The sequence below is a fragment of the Aeromonas sp. S41-2 genome (assembly GCF_027705845.1).
In the GTDB taxonomy this organism is placed as follows: domain Bacteria; phylum Pseudomonadota; class Gammaproteobacteria; order Enterobacterales; family Aeromonadaceae; genus Aeromonas; species Aeromonas hydrophila.
The window spans coordinates 358,413-375,521 of the sequence record NZ_JAPDCG010000001.1; the positions used below are offsets into that span (position 1 = coordinate 358,413).

Here is a 17,109-nt window from a genome sequence, read left to right on the forward strand (position 1 = left end):
AGCGGCTTCTCAATTCTCTCGGCCCATGAGGCCGGTTAGCGGCGGATCAGCTGGCCGAGGCACACCTGATAACTGGCGGCCAGCAGGCCGTCCGGTTGGCGATGGGCTTCATAGGCCTGGCTCAGGCGCAGCAGACGCTGGCGACTGCTCAGTCCGGTATGACGCTCGTCATTGACCTGGCTGGCGCCGATCCCCTTGAGATCGCGCAGCAAGCCGTTGAGCTCGGGGTAGCCGAGCGACCAGGTCAGGCTCTCCAGCGCCGGGGCGGCAAAACCGCCAGCGGCGATGGCATGCTGCAATTGTGGCAGGCTGAGGAAGCGATTGACATGATCACACTCGTCAACCGTGCGCCAGGCCTCACGCAATTGCCAGAGCGACTCGACCAGCAGGGTGGAGAACAGCAGCCGGCCGCCGGGTTTGAGCACCCGGTGCAGCTCGGCAAAGGCCTGGGCCGGTCGCTCGCACCACTGCAGCGCCAGGCTGGAGAAGACCCAGTCAAACGTCTCGTCGGCAAAGGGGAGCTGCTCGGCATCGCCGCACAGCAGACGGGCGCCGCTGCCGCGAAGGGCGGCCTGCGCCAGCATGCCGGGGGCCAGATCCAGCCCGGTCAGCTCGTTGCAACGCCCGGCCAACGCCGGCAGGAAGAAGCCGGTGCCACAGCCGAGATCCAGCCCGCTCACTGTCAGATCTGTGCCAACCTGCCTGTCCGGCATCCGCTCCAGCAGCGCCTGCCCCACCTCCTGCTGGAAGCGGGCGTGGGCGTCGTAGTGACGGGCGGCGGCGCCGAAACGGCGGGCAAGCTGGGCCTTGTCGACCGCCTGAAAACGCTCATGAAGCATGGGGGCCTCCTCTCTCGTCGTCCACCGGGCAGGGGCCGAGGGCATCGAGCAGACGATCCACATCCTGTTCACGGTGGGCCGCGCTCAAGGTGATGCGCAGCCGCGCCGTGCCGACCGGCACCGTGGGCGGGCGGATGGCGCCGGCCCAGACGCCGCATTCGCGCAGCTGCTCGGCCAGTTGCAGGGCTGCACCGCTCTCCCCCACCAGCAACGGCTGGATGGGGGTAGCGCTGGCACCGAGTTGCCAACCCAGCGCCTGTGCCCCTTGCCGAAAACGGGTGATCAGCTGACCAAGCTGGGCGCGGGCCTCGTCGGCGGCGCGCACCAGCGCGATGCTCTGGCGCACCGCACAAGCCTGGGCGGCGGGCATATGGGTGCTGTAGACGTAGTGGCGGGCGAAGTTCACCAGATACGCCACCAGCTCGCGGCTGCCCCCCACAAAGGCCCCGGCCACCCCGAGCGCCTTGCCAAAGGTGCCCATCTGGATGTGCACGCTGGCAGGAGCAACCCCCTGCGCCGCCAGGGTGCCGCGCCCTTGTGGCCCCAGCACGCCGAGGCCGTGGGCATCGTCGATCATCAGCCAGTTGCCGCTTTGGGCAGCCAGGGCTGCGAGCTCGCGCCAGGGGCCCTGATCCCCGTCCATGCTGAACACCCCCTCCGAGATGATCAAGCCTCGACTTGGCTCGAGTTGACGCTCAAGGGCCGCCATGTCGTTGTGACCGAAGCGCTTCATCTTGCAGGGCAGCTGGCTGCCCATCTCCTGCAGGGAGGCGTGGTTGAGTTTGTCCTGCCACAGCAGGTGATCCTTGCCGAGCAGGGCTTTGAGCACCGCCTGATTGGCCGAGAAACCGCAGTTGAACAGCAGCACCGCCTCCACCCCCAACCAGTCGGCTAGCGTCTCTTCCAGCTGTTGGTGGGCCCGGCTGTAACCAGTCACCAGCGGCGAGGCGCCGGCACCTGCACCATAGCGGTCAATTCCCTCCTGGAAGGCGGTCTTGATGGCGGGATGACCGGCAAGCCCCAGATAGTCGTTGGCGGAAAAGTTGAGGTAATAGCGCCCCGCCACCCTGAGCCGTCCGCCACTCGCCCCGTCGGTCGCGATGCGGCTGCGCAGCAGGCCTGCCTGCTCGCGTTCGGCCAGCGCCGCGCTCAACCCAAAAGGGCCCGTTACTGCAGGGCCGTTCATGACCGCGCGGCCCCGGCACGGGGGCGGGTGGCGTCATAAAACAGCTCGGCGGGCTCGCTCTGGCGGCTCACTTCGGCCAGCAGCTCGGCTTCCAGTTCCAATGTTTGCACCACATCCGGCTTCTGGGCCCGCTGGGCGGGGCGAATGCCGAGCCGCTTGAACAGCTGCATATCGCTGTTCTCATCCGGGTTGGGAGTGGTCAGCAGTTTGCAGCCGTAGAAGATGGAGTTGGCTCCCGCCATAAAGCACATGGCCTGCATCTGCTCGTTCATCTTCTCCCGTCCGGCGGAGAGGCGCACGTGGGAAGCCGGCATCATGATGCGTGCTACGGCGATGGTGCGGATGAATTCGAACGGATCGAGGTTCTCCTGGTTCTCCAGCGGCGTGCCCTTCACCTTGACCAGCATGTTGATGGGCACGCTCTCCGGGTGGCGCGGCAGGTTGGCCAGCGCCATCAAGAGGCCTGCCCGATCTTTTGCCTGCTCACCCATGCCGACGATGCCGCCGGAGCAGACCTTCATGCCGGCGCCGCGCACATGCTCTAGGGTATCGAGCCGGTCCTGATAGGTGCGGGTGGTGATGATGTCGCCGTAAAACTCCGGCGAGGTATCGAGGTTGTGGTTGTAGTAGTCAAGGCCCGCGGCGCCGAGGCGTGACGCCTGATCGGCGGTGAGCATCCCGAGCGTCATGCAGGTCTCCATGCCGAGCCCACGCACCTCCTCGATCATCCGCAGGATATAGGGCATGTCCTTCTCTTTGGGGTTGCGCCAGGCCGCCCCCATGCAGAAGCGGGACGAGCCGTTGGCCTTGGCTTCGCGGGCCCGCTCCAGCACTTTCTCCACCTCCATCAGCCGCTCGGCCTCAAGGCCGGTGTGATAACGGGCACTCTGGGGACAGTACTTGCAATCCTCCGGGCAGGCACCGGTCTTGATGGAGAGCAAGGTGCTCACCTGTACTTCGTTCGGATCGAAATGGGCGCGGTGCACGGTCTGGGCCTGGAACAGCAGATCGTTGAATGGCAGGGCAAACAGGGCTTGAACCTCGGCGAGGGTCCAGTCGTGACGAAGGGCGTGAGCGCCCGCGGTGACAGCATTCATACATGGCTTCCAATTGTTATAAGTGGGATCCTGCGCCGCCAGCTTGCATGGGCAAACACAGAAGCCGCCACCCGGCCTGCACCCGAGTCGGGCTGCACGCAGCCAAGTGGCTGAAATTGTTGGCTAGTGTAGAGAGCGCGCGTAGACTGTCAACACCGACCAGATCAAACCAATTGACAACAGAACATAAAATGACCAATCAAGAATTCGACCTGCACCACGTCTGGCACCCCTATACCTCCCTCACCCATCCCCTGCCCTGCTATGAAGTGGCCAGTGCCAAGGGAGTGACCCTCACCCTCAGCGACGGCCGCGAGCTGGTGGATGGCATGAGCTCCTGGTGGGCTTGCGTGCACGGCTATCAGGTGCCGGAGCTCGATGCCGCCGCCACAGCCCAGCTCGGCAAGATGTCCCACGTGATGTTTGGCGGCCTCACCCACGCCCCCGCCGTTGATCTGTGTCGCAAGCTGGTGGAGATCACCCCGGCTGGGCTGGATCGGGTGTTTCTGGCGGACTCGGGCTCGGTGGCGGTGGAAGTGGCGCTCAAGATGGCGCAGCAGTACTGGCACGCCAAGGGGACGCCCAGGGCCAAATTTGTCGCCCTGCGCGGCGGCTATCACGGTGACACCTTCGGCGCCATGAGCGTCTGCGATCCGGATGGCGGCATGCACGAGCTCTACAAGGGCTTCCTGCCCGAGCACCATTTTGTCGAAGCGCCCAGCTGCCGCTTCCACGCCGAGTGGGACGAGCAGTGTGTGGTGGAGCTCGCCACCTTGGTGGCGGACCACCACGAGGAAATCGCCGCCATCGTGCTCGAGCCTATCGTGCAGGGCGCCGGCGGCATGCGCTTCTATCATCCCCGCTACCTGCAGTGGGTACGCGCCCTGTGCGACGAGTTCGGTCTGCTGCTGATTGCCGACGAGATCGCCACCGGCTTTGGCCGCACCGGCCAGCTGTTTGCCTGTGACTGGGCCGGCATCAGCCCCGACATCATGTGTCTGGGCAAGGCGCTCACCGGCGGCTACCTGACGCTGTCGGCCACGCTCACGACCGAGCATGTGGCTCGCACCGTGTGTGATGGGAAAGCCGGCGTCTTCATGCATGGGCCGACCTTCATGGGCAACCCCTTGGCCTGCGCGGTGGCCAACGCCTCCATCGATCTGCTGCTGGCATCACCTTGGGCCGAGCGAGTGCAGGCCATCGAGCATCAACTCAAAACCGAACTGGTGGAGCTGACCCTGCACCCGGCGGTGGCGGATGTGCGGGTGCTTGGCGCCATCGGGGTGGTAGAGATGAGGGAGCGGGTGGACGTGGCGCGCATCCAGCGCAAGTTCGTCGAACTGGGAGCCTGGATCCGCCCGTTTGGCAAGCTGGTCTATCTGATGCCCCCCTTCGTCATCAGCCCGGCACAATTAACCGTGCTGACCAACGCCATCACCGCCGCCATCCACAGCGGCGAGTTCTGAGTCAGACGTGGCAGGCCCTGCCCGACCAGGCAGGGTCTTTTGACTCTTTTTCATCAGAATGTGAGCAAGACACCAGACCCGGGCGGCCAAGACGCGTAGACTGCGCGGGTTTTACCCAACAGATGTACCGTTCCCATGCGCCTCTCCATTGCTGCCAAAATCAACTTCTTCCTGCTGTTCATCTTCTCCATGGTGCTGGTGTTCTCCGCCGCCTACCAGGCGGTGCGCGAACGCGACCTGATCCTGACCCTCATCAAAGAGCAGAGCCGCGAGCAGACCGAGGCCTACTTCGACGGCCTCAACATGCTGATGCTGACCGGCAAGATGGATGCCCGCGACACCCTGCGCAGCAAGTTTCTCGAGCACGCCCACGTGGAGGATGCCCGCATCGTGCGCAGCGAGGCGGTGAGCAAGCAGTACGGGGCTGGCCACCAGAGCGAGCAGCCCAAGGACAGGTTCGATGAGCTGGCACTGGCCGGCAAGGGCAGCCTGGAGGTGGTGCACGACGGCATGCACAGCAAGCTGGTGGTGACCCGCCCGCTGCTGGCCAAGAAGGATTTTCGCGGCACCGACTGCACCAGCTGCCACCTGGTGCCGGAGAATACCGTGCTGGGGGCGGTGCGCTTTGACTACTCCCTCGACACCCTGTTTACCCGGGTCGAGCAGAACATCCTCACCTCGGCGCTGAGCCTCACCGTCATCTTCGGCCTGGGGCTGTTGCTGACCCTCTGGGTCATCCGCACCTGGATCGTCCGCCCCCTCAACCAGTTGACCCGCTCCATGGAGGAGGCCACCGACCTGCACGACTTCGGCCACCGGCTGGAAGGAGATGAAGGGGACGAGATTGGCCGGGTGGCGCTCGCCTACAACCAGATGCTCGACAGCGTGGAGCGTCAGCTCGGCAAACGGCCCGCCGCGCCGATGGAGGGGAGCGAGCAGAAGGCGACAGAGAGAAGAAAAGAGGGCTAGCCCAGGTAGTAGAACAGCAGAGTGGCGATCAGGATCAGCAGCAAGATGGTCAGGTGCACCCGCCCCGTGTCCTCCTGCCGCCGGCAGCGTCGGCGCTCTGCCAGCAGCACCGCCAGGGTCAGCAGGCAGCAACCCCAGAGCCAGTGCAGCAGCCAGGGGGTGAGCAGGGGATCCCAGCTCTGGCGTACCCTGACCCCGCCATAGACCAGAAAACCGTAGGCCGTCTGCGGTCTGGCGAAGTGGTAGAGGGAGAGCAGGCCGATGAAGCCGCCCCAGCAGAGCATCACCAGCCCCTGCAACACCCGTGTCAGCCGGTCCGGCCCCCGTCGCCGCTCTTTCACGTCCATCCCCCGTTACATTGGCCCGCCAATCCACCGATAGGCGCCGAAATCCCCCCCAGAGTCCGACATTTTTGCTTGTTTATCAAACCTGCGCGGGTAAGATTGACGGCTTAGTCTGCCATGATGGGCCAAGATTGCCCGGGCCAGACCCCAAGTGTTGCAAATAGCGCTGCAAGAACAAGCTGGAGACAATATTTCGATGACGCACGCATCCGTAGTAGATGTGCTGACCGGTAAGTATGCGGTCGGCACCACCCAGACAGTCAAAGGGTGGATCCGGACCCGCCGCGATTCCAAGGCGGGGATCTCATTTTTGGCCATCTCCGATGGCTCCTGTTTCCATCCGGTACAGGCAGTCGTCCCCAATACCCTGGCCAATTACGAGAATGAAGTGCTGCGTCTGACCACGGCTTGCTCGGTGGAAGTGACTGGCCTGGTGGTCGAGTCTCAGGGCAGCGGCCAGGCGTTCGAACTGCAGGCCACCGACGTCAAGGTAGTAGGCTGGGTCGAAGATCCGGACACCTACCCCATGTCTGCCAAGCGTCACAGCATCGAATACCTGCGCGAGCAGGGCCACCTGCGCGCTCGTACCAACGTGGTCGGCGCCGTGACCCGGGTACGCAACTGCCTCTCCCAGGCCATCCACCGCTTCTTCCACGAACAGGGCTATCTGTGGATCGCCGCGCCGCTCATCACCGCCTCCGACACCGAAGGCGCCGGCGAGATGTTCCGCGTCTCCACCCTGGATATGGAAAACCTGCCGCGCACCCCGCAAGGCAAGGTGGATTATGACAAGGACTTCTTCGGCAAAGAGACCTTCCTGACCGTATCCGGCCAGCTCAACGTCGAAACCTACGCCTGCGCACTGTCCAAGGTTTACACCTTCGGGCCGACCTTCCGCGCCGAAAACTCCAACACCAGCCGCCACCTGGCGGAGTTCTGGATGGTTGAGCCAGAAGTGGCCTTCGCCGATCTGGAAGACAACGCCGCCCTGGCCGAAGCCATGCTGAAGTATGTCTTCAACGCCGTGCTGGCCGAGCGTCGCGACGATCTGGAGTTCTTCGCCCAGCACGTGGACAAGGACGCCATCGGTCGTCTGGAGCGCTTCGTCGCCTCCGACTTCGCCCAGATTGACTACACCGATGCCATCGAAGTGCTGAAAAACTGCGGCAAGAAGTTTGAGTTCCCGGTCTCCTGGGGTATCGACCTCTCCTCCGAGCACGAGCGCTACCTGGCCGAAGAGCACTTCAAGTCCCCGGTGGTAGTGAAGAACTACCCGAAAGACATCAAGGCCTTCTACATGCGCCTCAACGACGACGGCAAGACCGTCGCCGCCATGGACGTACTGGCCCCGGGCATTGGCGAGATCATCGGCGGCTCCCAGCGTGAAGAGCGTCTGGACGTGCTGGATGCCCGTCTGGCCGAGATGGGTCTGAACAAGGAAGACTACTGGTGGTATCGCGACCTGCGCCGCTACGGTACCGTGCCGCACTCCGGCTTCGGTCTGGGCTTCGAGCGCCTGGTGGTTTACGTGACCGGCATGGGCAACGTCCGCGACGTGATCCCCTTCCCGCGCACCCCGCGCACCGCCGAGTTCTGATTACAGGACGTTGCCTTAAAAGCCGACCTCAGGGTCGGCTTTTTGTTGCCCGTCCGGCGGCCGGACGGCCTTGCCAGCACCACAATTAATCACTCTTGCCGCCCTCCGTCACGCCCCCTTGCTGACACACCCGCCCCGCGCCAGCCGTTGAGCCCCATACGCTGCCACTTATTGCCCGCAAAATAACAAAAACGTTAATACGTGGTTTTTATGACGTTAAATCAAAAAGCGATGAGTTATTGAAGTACCTCAAATTTTTGCCCTTTTTTGGCAGGCACAATAACCACTAACCCTTTAGGGCTAAATAAAAAACAGACAATCCCGGTCCATGAGCCCAACACAGCACAGACATGGATTAAATAACGCGAGGTAATGGAATGATCTTGATGGAATTTTTGGTGGTACTCGGCTGCTTGCTGCTGGGTACCCGGTTTGGGGGTATGGGGCTGGGTCTCATCAGCGGCATCGGTCTGTTCCTGCTGACCTTCGTGTTCGGTCTCACCCCGGGCGAACCACCGGTGCAGGTGATGCTAACCATACTGGCGGTGATCGGCTGCGCCGCCACCCTGCAGACCGCCGGCGGTCTCAACCTGATGATGCAGGTGGCCGAGCGTCTGCTGCGCCGCCACCCCCAGTACATCACCCTGCTGGCGCCGCTCACCACCTGGACCCTCACCTTCCTGTGCGGTACCGGCCACGTGGTCTACACCATGTTCCCCATCATCGCCGACATCGCACTGCAGAAGAACATCCGCCCGGAACGGCCGATGGCGGTGGCTTCCGTCGCCTCCCAGATGGCGATCTGCGCCTCGCCGGTGTCGGTGGCCGTGGTCTCCATGGTCTCCATTCTGGCGGCCGGTCACGGCATCGGTCAGGCCTACAGCCTGCTCGACATTCTGATGGTAGCCATCCCCTCCTCGCTCACCGGGGTCATAGTCGCAGCCCTGTGGAGCCTGCGTCGCGGCAAGGATCTGGACAAGGACGAAGAGTTCCAGGCCAAGATCAAGGATCCGGAGCAGCGTGCCTTCGTCTACGGCGGCGGTGAGACCCTGCTCAACACCAAGTTCCCGAAAGAGGCTTACTGGTCTACCTGGATCTTCTTCGCCGCCATCGCCGCCGTGGTCGTGCTGGGGGCCGACGCCTCCCTGCGCCCGGTGTTCGAGATGGGTGGCAAGACTGGCCCGCTCTCCATGAACCTGGTGATCCAGATGATGATGCTGATCGCCGGCGCCATCATCCTGATGCGCTGCAAGGTCAAACCGGGTGACATCTCCAACGGCGCCGTGTTCAAGGCCGGCATGGTGGCGATCTTCTCGGTATTCGGGGTCGCTTGGATGAGCGAAACCTTCTTCCAGGCCCACATGCCGCTGCTGAAAGAAACCCTGGCCCACGTGGTGCAGGCCCAGCCCTGGACCTATGCCCTGGTGCTGTTCCTCATCTCCAAGCTGGTGAACAGCCAGGCAGCTGCCCTTACCGCCATCGCTCCCATGGGGCTGGCGCTGGGGGTAGAGCCGAAACTGCTGATCGCCTTCCTGCCGGCCAGCTACGGCTACTTCGTGCTGCCGACCTACCCGAGCGATCTGGCCTGCATCGGTTTCGACCGCTCCGGCACCACCCGCATCGGCAAGTTCATCATCAACCACAGCTTCATCATTCCGGGTCTGATCGGGGTCGCCACCTCCTGTACCCTGGGTTATCTGCTGACCAGCATACTGCTCTAAGCAACACGCACCGCTTAGCCAGTTCAGCAGGCCCCCACCCGGGGGCCTGCTGTTTTGCCCCCTGCCCCATCCCGTTTTGCCAACCGCCCGCACTCTGGGTAGCATGACCCCTCTTTTCTTTGCGGAATCTCCCCCATGTCTCGCGTCATCGTGCTCTGGAGCGGCGGCAAGGATGCCATGCAGGCCCTCTGCCATGCCCGCGAAGCGGGTCATCAGGTAGTGGCACTGGCCACCTTTGCCCCGCCCGAACCCCGCTTTCTGGCCCATCCCCTGTCACAGGTGCGTCGGCAGGCGGCGGCTCTCGGGCTGCCCCATCTGCTGATCACCATAAAAGCGCCGTTCGATCTCGGTTATGAGCGGGCGCTGGCGGCATTGAAAGAGGAGTGGCGCCTGGATGGGGTGGTCACCGGCGACATCGACAGCGTGGGCGGCGCGCCAAACTGGATCCGCGAGCGCTGCCGCCCGCTCGATCTGGCCGTTCACACCCCGCTCTGGCAGCAAAGCCGCGAGGCGCTGCTGGCAGACCTGCTGACCCGGGGCATCGTCGCCCATCTCTCCTGCGTCGACACCCATGTGCTGGCCCCCGAGTGGGTGGGGCGCACCCTCGATACCGCCACCCTGGCCGAGTTGCAGCAGCTGGCGGCAAGCCGGGGCTTCGATGCCTGCGGCGAGCAGGGGGAGTACCACACCATGGTGACCGACGGCCCCGGCTTTTCGGCGCCGCTGGTGCTCGGTCACTGGCAGGTTGCCCGTCAGGAACGGCTTGCCTATCTGCTGGAGGATGAGAGGTAGCGACGCAGCGCCGTTCGATCTCTATGCACTGGCAAGGCTGATAAAAAACGGGAGGCGATGGCCTCCCGTTTTGCTTTTCTTTGACGCTGGCCTATTTGGCCAGCTTGCCCAGCACCCGCTGCAGCAGGCGGATGCGCGATTCTATGCTATCCAGCAGCAGGAACTCCGCCTCCGAGTGGAAACCGCCGCCCATGGGGCCGAAGCCATCGAGCGACGGCACACCCGCGGCGGCGGTGAAGTTGGCATCCGAGCCGCCACCGGCCTCCAGCCAGTTGAAGGAGATCTCCTCCTCTTTCGCTGCCGCAGCCACCAACGCCATCAGCGCCTCGGTGTCGCCACTCGGGCGCATCGCCGGCTTGAAGCTCTGGCGATCCACCTCGACCCGGCAACCGGCGCGGAAGGGGTTGTTGGCCATGAAGGTGAGCCGCTCGTGCACGGCGGCTGCTTCGTCATTGCTCCAGAAGCGCAAGTCGACGATCGCCTCGGCAAAATCCGGCACCACGTTGACGCCGGTGCCCCCCTGCACTACCCCCACGTTCATGGTGGTGCCGGTATCGAGGTTGACCTGCTCGTTGATGGCGAGCACCCAGTGGGCCAGCTCAGTGATGGCGGAGATCCCCTCGCTCAGCGCCGAGCCAGCGTGAGAGGCCTTGCCATGGAAGGTAATGCGGTACTTGGCATTGCCCTTGCGGGCGCTGATGAGATCCCCGTTGGGGCGGGCCGCCTCGGCCACCAGCACGCAGCCGCTCTGTTTGGCTTTTTCCACCAGCCACTCTTTGGACCAGGGGGAGCCAATCTCCTCGTCGCAGTTGCAGCAGACCAGCACCTTGAGCTTGGCCAACACGGCCGGGTCCATCTCTTTCAAGGCATACCAGGTGGAGAGCAAGCCGCTCTTCATGTCCGACACACCGGGGCCAAAGGCCTGATTGCCTTCGATTTTCAATGGGCGCTTGGCGGCTGTCCCCACGGGGAAGACGGTGTCCATGTGGCCCACCAGCATCACATCGTAGTGATCCGCCCCCGGTGCATTGGTTGCCTCGAGGCAGGGTCCGCACTCGGCGGCAAACTGGTGGCGAGTCACCTGCCAGCCGATGGCCTCATATTTCTCGGTCATGATGTCGGCCACTTTCGCCACCCCGGCCGGGGTGCGGGTGCCGCAATCGAGATTGATGAGGGGGGCCAGATCCACCAGGTAGGCGTCCAGAGAAAAAGCGTTGCGAGAGTCTGTCATTGTCATCTCCTGGGACGGGAGGACACTCCTCCCGCCCGACGGCCGAATGAAAGGGGCGGACGACCCGGGCCGTCCGCCGCCCGGTTACATAAACAGCAGATAGTTGAGGGTCAGCGCGGTCACCAGGGCGCCGGCCATGGGGACGCAGGTGCGCTTGACCACCACGAAGGGGGAGACCTTGGCGATGCCCGCACAGGCGATCAGCACCGCCGCGATGGGGGAGACGGTGCGACCGATGCTGGAGGCGAGCTGCATCGGCAGCAGCATGGTCACCGCCGGTACGCCGAACTTGGCCGCCACCGCGGGGGCCAGGGTGGAGAAGCTCAAGAATGCCGCATTGCCCGAGCCCATGATGACCGCCGCCACCATGATGAGACCCACCATCACCAGGGTCATCAGGCCGCTGCCGATGCCGGCATTGCTGGCCGAGTGCAGCAGGGTGTCGATGGCGCCGATGGCCTTGAGGGATTCGGCAAACAGCTCGGCACAGACGATGAGCGCCACCACAGGGCCGAACACCTTGCCCATGCCGTCGAGGAAGCTGGAGAGCCCGGCGAAGGCGGTGCGCACCGAGCGGGTGCGCAGCAGCTCGCACAGCATGCCGATAAAGACCGACAGCAGCATGGCCACCTCCACGCTGACGCTGATGGTGGTCACCAGCAGCTTGGAGAAGGTCATCATCAGCACAAAGGGAATGATGGGCAGCAGGGCATACCAGGTGGGCGCCGCTACCGCGTCGATACCCTGCTCGTCCAGCTCGGCGTGCTCGCCGCGATGCTGGGCCGGATCCCAGCCATCCTGGCGGTCACAGTGCCGCTGCCAGAAGAAGTGCAGCACCATGGTCACCAGCAGCATGGGGGCCACCAGCCAGATCTGGTAGTCGACGAAATAGCTGGTGGGATCCATGCCGGATTGGCCGGCGGAGAAGATGGCGTTGGTCTGGGTCGGGCCGATTTCGAACGCCTGGGAGGTGGCGATGACGCCGCAGGCGGAGGCCGGGCTGATGCCGAGATTGCGCATCACCGGGTACATGGTGACCATCAACAGCAGGCCAAGGCCGGTGGCGGAGGTGACGAACAGGGAGACAAACACCGCCACCAGATAGCAGATGGAGAGCATCAGGTAGCTGGACTGAATGCCCGCCACCGGTTTGACCGCCACCCGCACCAGCGCCTGGGAGGCACCGATATGGGACATGTAGGTGGCAAAGCCGGCCACCGCCATGATGGTGAGGCCGAGGCCCGCCGCCCGGTAGGAGAAGATCCCCTTGAACACCTCGAACAGGTCGAACAGGGCGAAGCCGGTGCTCTTGTCGGCGGGCAGAATGGGGTGCAGTCCCAGCCAGTAGGCGACGGTGAAGATGGCCATGCCGGCCAGCGCCAGCACCGCCTGCGGGTTGTAATCCTTGACGATGCCGTAGACCACGGCCAGCAGTACGAGCAAGACGAAGACGAGTTCCAAACATTCACTCCTGATAAAGTTATCGAGGAGCGGAATCTAGTGGTCTGACCGCGCTTTCCCATTGATCCCCGTCAAGAAAGATGGCTTGACCGCACCCCAATGAAACAAAATGCTACACACTTAACAAAAAACAGCAATTTAAACTAAAGGCAAACCTTTAGAATCCCTTTGCCACGCGTTCTGGCGAATAACCTCAGGCTTTTTTGCTTTGGATCAACGTCAGGGGCCAGTGAACTGGCCAAGATGCGCATCGACACACAGCGACCGTTTCGCGCCGGAGAGAGTTATGACAGACCGAGCCAACGCAGGCATGACGACCTGCGACTACAAGCTATGGGACATCCTCGTCGAGTCTGCAAAGGAACGCACCACCATTCGTTACTCCAAGCTGGCCAGGCAGGCCGGGCTGGAGAATTGCCAGGATGAGCTGCGCACGCTGCTGCAACGCATCCGCATGTACTGCACCGAGCACCAGTTGCCGATCCTCTCCGCCATCGTGGTGGACGATGTGGGCAAATACACCGGCCTCTCCTCCAGTCTGCCGGACGCCCCCTGGGAGCGTGCCAAGGTGTTTGACTACCAGTGGCCGGTTGCGCCCTGAGTCATCCACCCCTCACAATAACGCGCCCGCCGGCGCGTTTTGTACTTCTTTGGGCCCCCTTTTCCTGAACCGCAGGCAAAAAAAAACCCGCCGAGACGGCGGGTACTAAGCAAGCAACGCTCTGGATGACCAGAGTAAAGAGTTCAGGCTGTCGAATCTTGCCACCTCCGGCACTACGCGAAAGAGGTAACAGGACAACATGGGTTTGCATAAATCGCTGATTTATCCAAGCTTCATGCTGACCATCGACGGGAAATGAGACTAAAGTGAAGGCCCTGCTTAAGGAAATGATTTATTAGTATTCCATTATGCACAGAATGAATTTACGAGGCGTCGACCTCAACCTGCTGGTGGTGCTCAAGGCACTGCTGGAGGAGCGCAACACCACCAAGGCCGCCGAACGGCTCGCTATGAGCCAGCCGGCCGTCAGCCGGGCACTGGCCCGCTTGCGTCTGCTCTATGACGATCCCCTGTTGATCCGCACCCCCCAGGGCATGGAACCCACCGCCCGGGCGGAGGCCTTGCTGCTGCCGCTGCGGGAGATCCTGCACGACATCGAGCAGACCTTCAGCCCCCCCGAGCAGCTCGACCCCGCCCAGTTCGAGGGAGTGCTTCGCATCGGGGCCCACACCTATGTGGAGTATGTGATGATGCCGAGCCTGCTGGCGCGGCTGCAACAACAGGCGCCCAACCTGCGCATCCACATGGTGCCGCTCAATGCGGACTACGAGAGTCAGCTCGATGAAGGGGTCATCAGCATGGTGATCAGCAAGCAGGACGAGGTGCCCGGCCGTTTTCGCCGCATCCCGCTGTTCGAAGACAAGCTGATCTGCGCCGCCCACCGCAGCCACCCGCTGCAGGGCCAGGTGCTGTGCATCGAATCCTTCGCCCAGGCCCAGCACCTGCTGGTCGCGCCCCGCGGCAGCGAAGGGGGCATCGTCGATGATCTGCTGGCCGCCCACGGCATGACCCGGCACACCCCCTTGATCGTACAAAGCTTTCTGGCTGCCCCCTTCATCCTGCCGTGCGCGCCTCTGCTGCTCACCTCCCCCGCCCGGGTGCTGCGCCCGCTGATGCCGCTGCTGGATCTGGTGGAGTACGAAACCCGCTTCGCCCTGCCCACCTTCGAAGTGAGCCTCATTCGTCATCGTCGCGACGACAACAACGCCATGCTCAACTGGTTCGAATCCGAACTGCACCTCTGGTGTCGCACCCAGAGCGAACTCTGATACCCGCCGGCGCGTCCTGCGCCGGGTACTTTTCCCCTCCCCCCAGGCCCGACCAGCGCCTCGCCCCACCTCCCCCATGCGCATCGGCGTTGCCTTGAGATCGCCACAATGCCAGAATCGGGCCTCTTCTTGATTTCCCGTTTCAGGATTCAAGTTTCGGCTTTCCGGGCCCATGCCCGCAGACAAGGACTCCCCATGGCCACCACCCTCTATGGCATCAAGAACTGCGACACCATCAAGAAAGCCCGCAAGTGGCTGGAGCAGGCCGGCATCGACTACCGCTTTCACGACCACCGTGCCGACGGCCTGAACCCGGACGATCTCGACCGCTGGCTGAGCCAGCTCGGCTGGGAGGCGCTGCTCAACAGCCGCGGCACCACCTTTCGCGCCCTGCCGGACGAGGCCAAGCAGGGGCTCGACACCGCCAAGGCGCGCGCCCTGTTGCTGGAGCACCCGGCCATGATCAAGCGCCCGCTGCTGGACCGGGACGGCGAGCTGACCCTGGGCTTCAAGGCCGATCACTACCAATCCCTCTTCTCTCGTTAAACTTTTTTGCTAAGGAACGCTGATGTCGGATGTCATCGCACTGGCCAAGGATCTGATCCGCCGCCCCTCCGTTACCCCGCTGGATGAAGGGTGCCAGACCCTGATGGCGGAGCGCCTCGCCAAGCTCGGCTTCGTCATCGAGCCCATGGTGTTCGAAGACACCACCAACCTCTGGGCCCGCCGCGGCAGCGAGGGGCGATTGTTCTGCTTCGCCGGCCACACCGACGTGGTGCCCGCCGGCCCGCTGGACAAATGGCATACCCCGCCGTTCGAGCCGACCATCCAGGATGGCGTACTCTACGGCCGTGGCGCCGCTGACATGAAGGGCTCGCTGGCCGCCATGGTGGTGGCGGTCGAGCGCTTCGTGGCTGCCAACCCTGATCACTCCGGTTCCATCGCCTTCCTGATCACCTCCGATGAAGAGGGGCCCTTCATCAACGGCACCACCCGGGTGATCGACACCCTGGAAGCGCGCCACGAGAAGATCACCTGGTGCATCGTCGGCGAACCCTCCTCCACCGCCGTGGTGGGGGACGTGGTGAAGAACGGCCGCCGCGGTTCCATCACCGGCGATCTGCTGGTGCGCGGGGTGCAGGGCCACGTCGCCTACCCCCATCTGGCGGACAACCCCATTCACAAAGCCGCGCCAGCGCTGGCCGAGCTCGCCGCGACCGTGTGGGATGAGGGCAACGCCTACTTCCCCCCCACCAGCTTCCAGATCGCCAACATCTCGGCGGGCACCGGTGCCTCCAACGTCATTCCCGGCGAATTGCACGTCCAGTTCAACTTCCGCTTCAGCACCGAACTGACCGACCAGGATATCCGCGAGCGGGTCGAAGCCCTGCTGGACAGGCATGGTCTGGATTACCAGATCGACTGGACCCTCTCCGGCCAGCCCTTCCTCACCGACACCGGCAAGCTGCTGGCGGCGGCGGTTTCCGCCATCGAGGCGGTCAACGGCCAGCAGCCGGCCCTGCTCACCACCGGCGGCACCTCGGACGGGCGCTTTATTGCCCCCACCGGCGCCGAAGTGATCGAGCTGGGCCCGGTCAACGCCACCATCCACAAGGTGAACGAGTGCGTGAAGGCGGACGATCTGGATCTGCTGGCAGACATGTACCAAGGGGTGCTCGCGAGGTTGCTGGCATGACCCAGGAGCAACTGCTGGGGTTGGATGAAGGTCACCTCATTTTGGTGGGGCAAGGCCCGCACCGGCTGACGGCCGCCACCGCGGCGGCCTTCAACGACATGCAGGTGGCCGCCGCCCACGCCGGTTTCAACCTGCAGCCCGCCTCCAGCTGGCGCGGTTTTGATCGCCAGCTCGCCATCTGGAACGGCAAGTGGCGCGGCGAACGACCGCTGCTCGATGCCCACAGCCAGCCCATCGACGCCCTGCAACTGAGCGACGAGGAGCGCCTCCACGCCATCCTGCGCTGGAGCGCCCTGCCCGGCACCAGTCGCCACCACTGGGGCACCGATCTCGACATCTACGATCCGGACTGCCTGCCCGCCGGCACCAGGCTGGCGCTGGAGCCCTGGGAGTATGAAGCCGGTGGCTGGTTCGCCGACCTGAGCGAGTGGCTTGAAGATCGCATGAACGACTTCGGCTTCTTCCTGCCCTATGCCAAACCGGCCGGTGCCGGCAGCGGCGTCGCCTACGAGCCCTGGCACATCAGCTTTGCGCCTGAGTCCCGTGAGCAGCGGCTCGACCCGGCCGCGCTGGCACTTTGCCTGCAACAGGCGGATATTGAAGGCAAGGCGACCATACTGGCCAACCTCGACGAGATCCTGGCCCGCTATGTCACCCTGGCCACCGACGAAAGGAGTAGCACATGAACCTCTGGCTCTGGATAGGCTTGCCACTGCTCTTCCTGCTCGGCCTGTTTCTCAACGCCATCAAGGACATGAAGCGACTGGAGAAAGAGCTGCCCCGCTACAAGGACAAGATCCGGGAAGTGAAGGACGACGAGGACGACTGACTCGAGTCCGCCAGACAGGGGCACCCACGGGTGCCCCTGTCGCTATCTGTC

The 17,109-nt window shown here is 63.7% G+C and carries 17 protein-coding genes; 11 read left to right on the forward strand and 6 right to left on the reverse strand.

What is annotated here, in order from left to right; genetic code table 11:
* Positions 1-35: 35 nt before the first annotated feature.
* From bioC to bioB, 3 genes are read right to left on the reverse strand one after another with little or no spacing between them, the layout of a single operon-like run.
* Positions 36-839 (reverse strand): malonyl-ACP O-methyltransferase BioC, encoded by an 804-nt coding sequence (gene bioC / locus OKC44_RS01625; protein WP_270810637.1) that lies wholly within the window; start codon positions 837-839, stop codon positions 36-38.
* On the reverse strand, positions 829-2,025 hold the full coding sequence (gene bioF / locus OKC44_RS01630; protein WP_270810639.1) for an 8-amino-7-oxononanoate synthase: 1,197 nt from the start codon (positions 2,023-2,025) through the stop codon (positions 829-831). Before bioF ends, bioC begins: the two co-directional genes overlap by 11 nt.
* Positions 2,022-3,122, reverse strand: coding sequence for a biotin synthase BioB (gene bioB, locus OKC44_RS01635; RefSeq protein WP_270810643.1), 1,101 nt, complete (start codon positions 3,120-3,122; stop codon positions 2,022-2,024). Before bioB ends, bioF begins: the two co-directional genes overlap by 4 nt.
* Before the next feature lie 191 nt (positions 3,123-3,313).
* Between bioB and bioA the strand changes: the two genes are divergently transcribed.
* Positions 3,314-4,588, forward strand: a complete 1,275-nt coding sequence (gene bioA / locus OKC44_RS01640; protein WP_270810645.1) for an adenosylmethionine--8-amino-7-oxononanoate transaminase — start codon at positions 3,314-3,316, stop codon at positions 4,586-4,588.
* A 135-nt stretch (positions 4,589-4,723) separates the two neighbouring features.
* Positions 4,724-5,557 carry a HAMP domain-containing protein gene (locus tag OKC44_RS01645; RefSeq protein ID WP_270810647.1) on the forward strand — a complete coding sequence of 278 codons (834 nt, stop codon included), beginning with the start codon at positions 4,724-4,726 and terminating at the stop codon, positions 5,555-5,557.
* On the opposite strand, the gene OKC44_RS01650 is transcribed toward OKC44_RS01645, so the two are convergent.
* Positions 5,554-5,904: a hypothetical protein gene (locus tag OKC44_RS01650; RefSeq protein WP_270810649.1), complete on the reverse strand. Its 351-nt coding sequence runs from the start codon at positions 5,902-5,904 to the stop codon at positions 5,554-5,556. The genes OKC44_RS01645 and OKC44_RS01650 overlap by 4 nt on opposite strands.
* 193 nt (positions 5,905-6,097) lie before the next feature.
* Between OKC44_RS01650 and asnS the strand changes: the two genes are divergently transcribed.
* The 3 genes from asnS (at position 6,098) to OKC44_RS01665 (ending at position 10,011) form a co-directional block, all read left to right on the forward strand.
* The gene (asnS, locus tag OKC44_RS01655; RefSeq protein ID WP_073349576.1) at positions 6,098-7,498 is read left to right on the forward strand and encodes an asparagine--tRNA ligase; all 1,401 of its coding nucleotides are present in this window, start codon (positions 6,098-6,100) and stop codon (positions 7,496-7,498) included.
* Between the two features lie 377 nt (positions 7,499-7,875).
* The gene (locus tag OKC44_RS01660; protein ID WP_017410023.1) at positions 7,876-9,219 is read left to right on the forward strand and encodes an anaerobic C4-dicarboxylate transporter; all 1,344 of its coding nucleotides are present in this window, start codon (positions 7,876-7,878) and stop codon (positions 9,217-9,219) included.
* Positions 9,220-9,354: 135 nt separating this feature from the next.
* On the forward strand, positions 9,355-10,011 hold the full coding sequence (locus tag OKC44_RS01665; protein WP_270810650.1) for an adenine nucleotide alpha hydrolase: 657 nt from the start codon (positions 9,355-9,357) through the stop codon (positions 10,009-10,011).
* Between the two features lie 91 nt (positions 10,012-10,102).
* On the opposite strand, the gene OKC44_RS01670 is transcribed toward OKC44_RS01665, so the two are convergent.
* Positions 10,103-11,242, reverse strand: coding sequence for a M20 family metallopeptidase (locus tag OKC44_RS01670; protein WP_270810652.1), 1,140 nt, complete (start codon positions 11,240-11,242; stop codon positions 10,103-10,105).
* 84 nt (positions 11,243-11,326) lie between these two features.
* On the reverse strand, positions 11,327-12,703 hold the full coding sequence (gene dcuC, locus OKC44_RS01675; protein ID WP_270810654.1) for a C4-dicarboxylate transporter DcuC: 1,377 nt from the start codon (positions 12,701-12,703) through the stop codon (positions 11,327-11,329).
* A gap of 286 nt (positions 12,704-12,989) precedes the next feature.
* On the opposite strand from dcuC, the gene OKC44_RS01680 reads away from it, so the two are divergent.
* From OKC44_RS01680 to OKC44_RS01705, 6 genes are all read left to right on the forward strand, one after another.
* Positions 12,990-13,304: a hypothetical protein gene (locus tag OKC44_RS01680; RefSeq protein WP_024943845.1), complete on the forward strand. Its 315-nt coding sequence runs from the start codon at positions 12,990-12,992 to the stop codon at positions 13,302-13,304.
* Positions 13,305-13,621: 317 nt separating this feature from the next.
* On the forward strand, positions 13,622-14,533 hold the full coding sequence (locus OKC44_RS01685) for a LysR family transcriptional regulator (protein ID WP_005298997.1): 912 nt from the start codon (positions 13,622-13,624) through the stop codon (positions 14,531-14,533).
* A gap of 195 nt (positions 14,534-14,728) precedes the next feature.
* Positions 14,729-15,079 carry an ArsC family reductase gene (locus OKC44_RS01690; RefSeq protein WP_039213134.1) on the forward strand — a complete coding sequence of 117 codons (351 nt, stop codon included), beginning with the start codon at positions 14,729-14,731 and terminating at the stop codon, positions 15,077-15,079.
* A gap of 22 nt (positions 15,080-15,101) precedes the next feature.
* Positions 15,102-16,229 (forward strand): succinyl-diaminopimelate desuccinylase, encoded by a 1,128-nt coding sequence (gene dapE, locus OKC44_RS01695; RefSeq protein ID WP_270810657.1) that lies wholly within the window; start codon positions 15,102-15,104, stop codon positions 16,227-16,229.
* Positions 16,226-16,915 carry a M15 family metallopeptidase gene (locus OKC44_RS01700; RefSeq protein WP_049049210.1) on the forward strand — a complete coding sequence of 230 codons (690 nt, stop codon included), beginning with the start codon at positions 16,226-16,228 and terminating at the stop codon, positions 16,913-16,915. Before dapE ends, OKC44_RS01700 begins: the two co-directional genes overlap by 4 nt.
* A complete protein-coding gene (locus tag OKC44_RS01705) occupies positions 16,912-17,058 on the forward strand; it encodes a hypothetical protein (RefSeq protein WP_005298986.1) in 147 nt (48 codons plus the stop codon). Before OKC44_RS01700 ends, OKC44_RS01705 begins: the two co-directional genes overlap by 4 nt.
* Positions 17,059-17,109 lie beyond the last annotated feature (51 nt).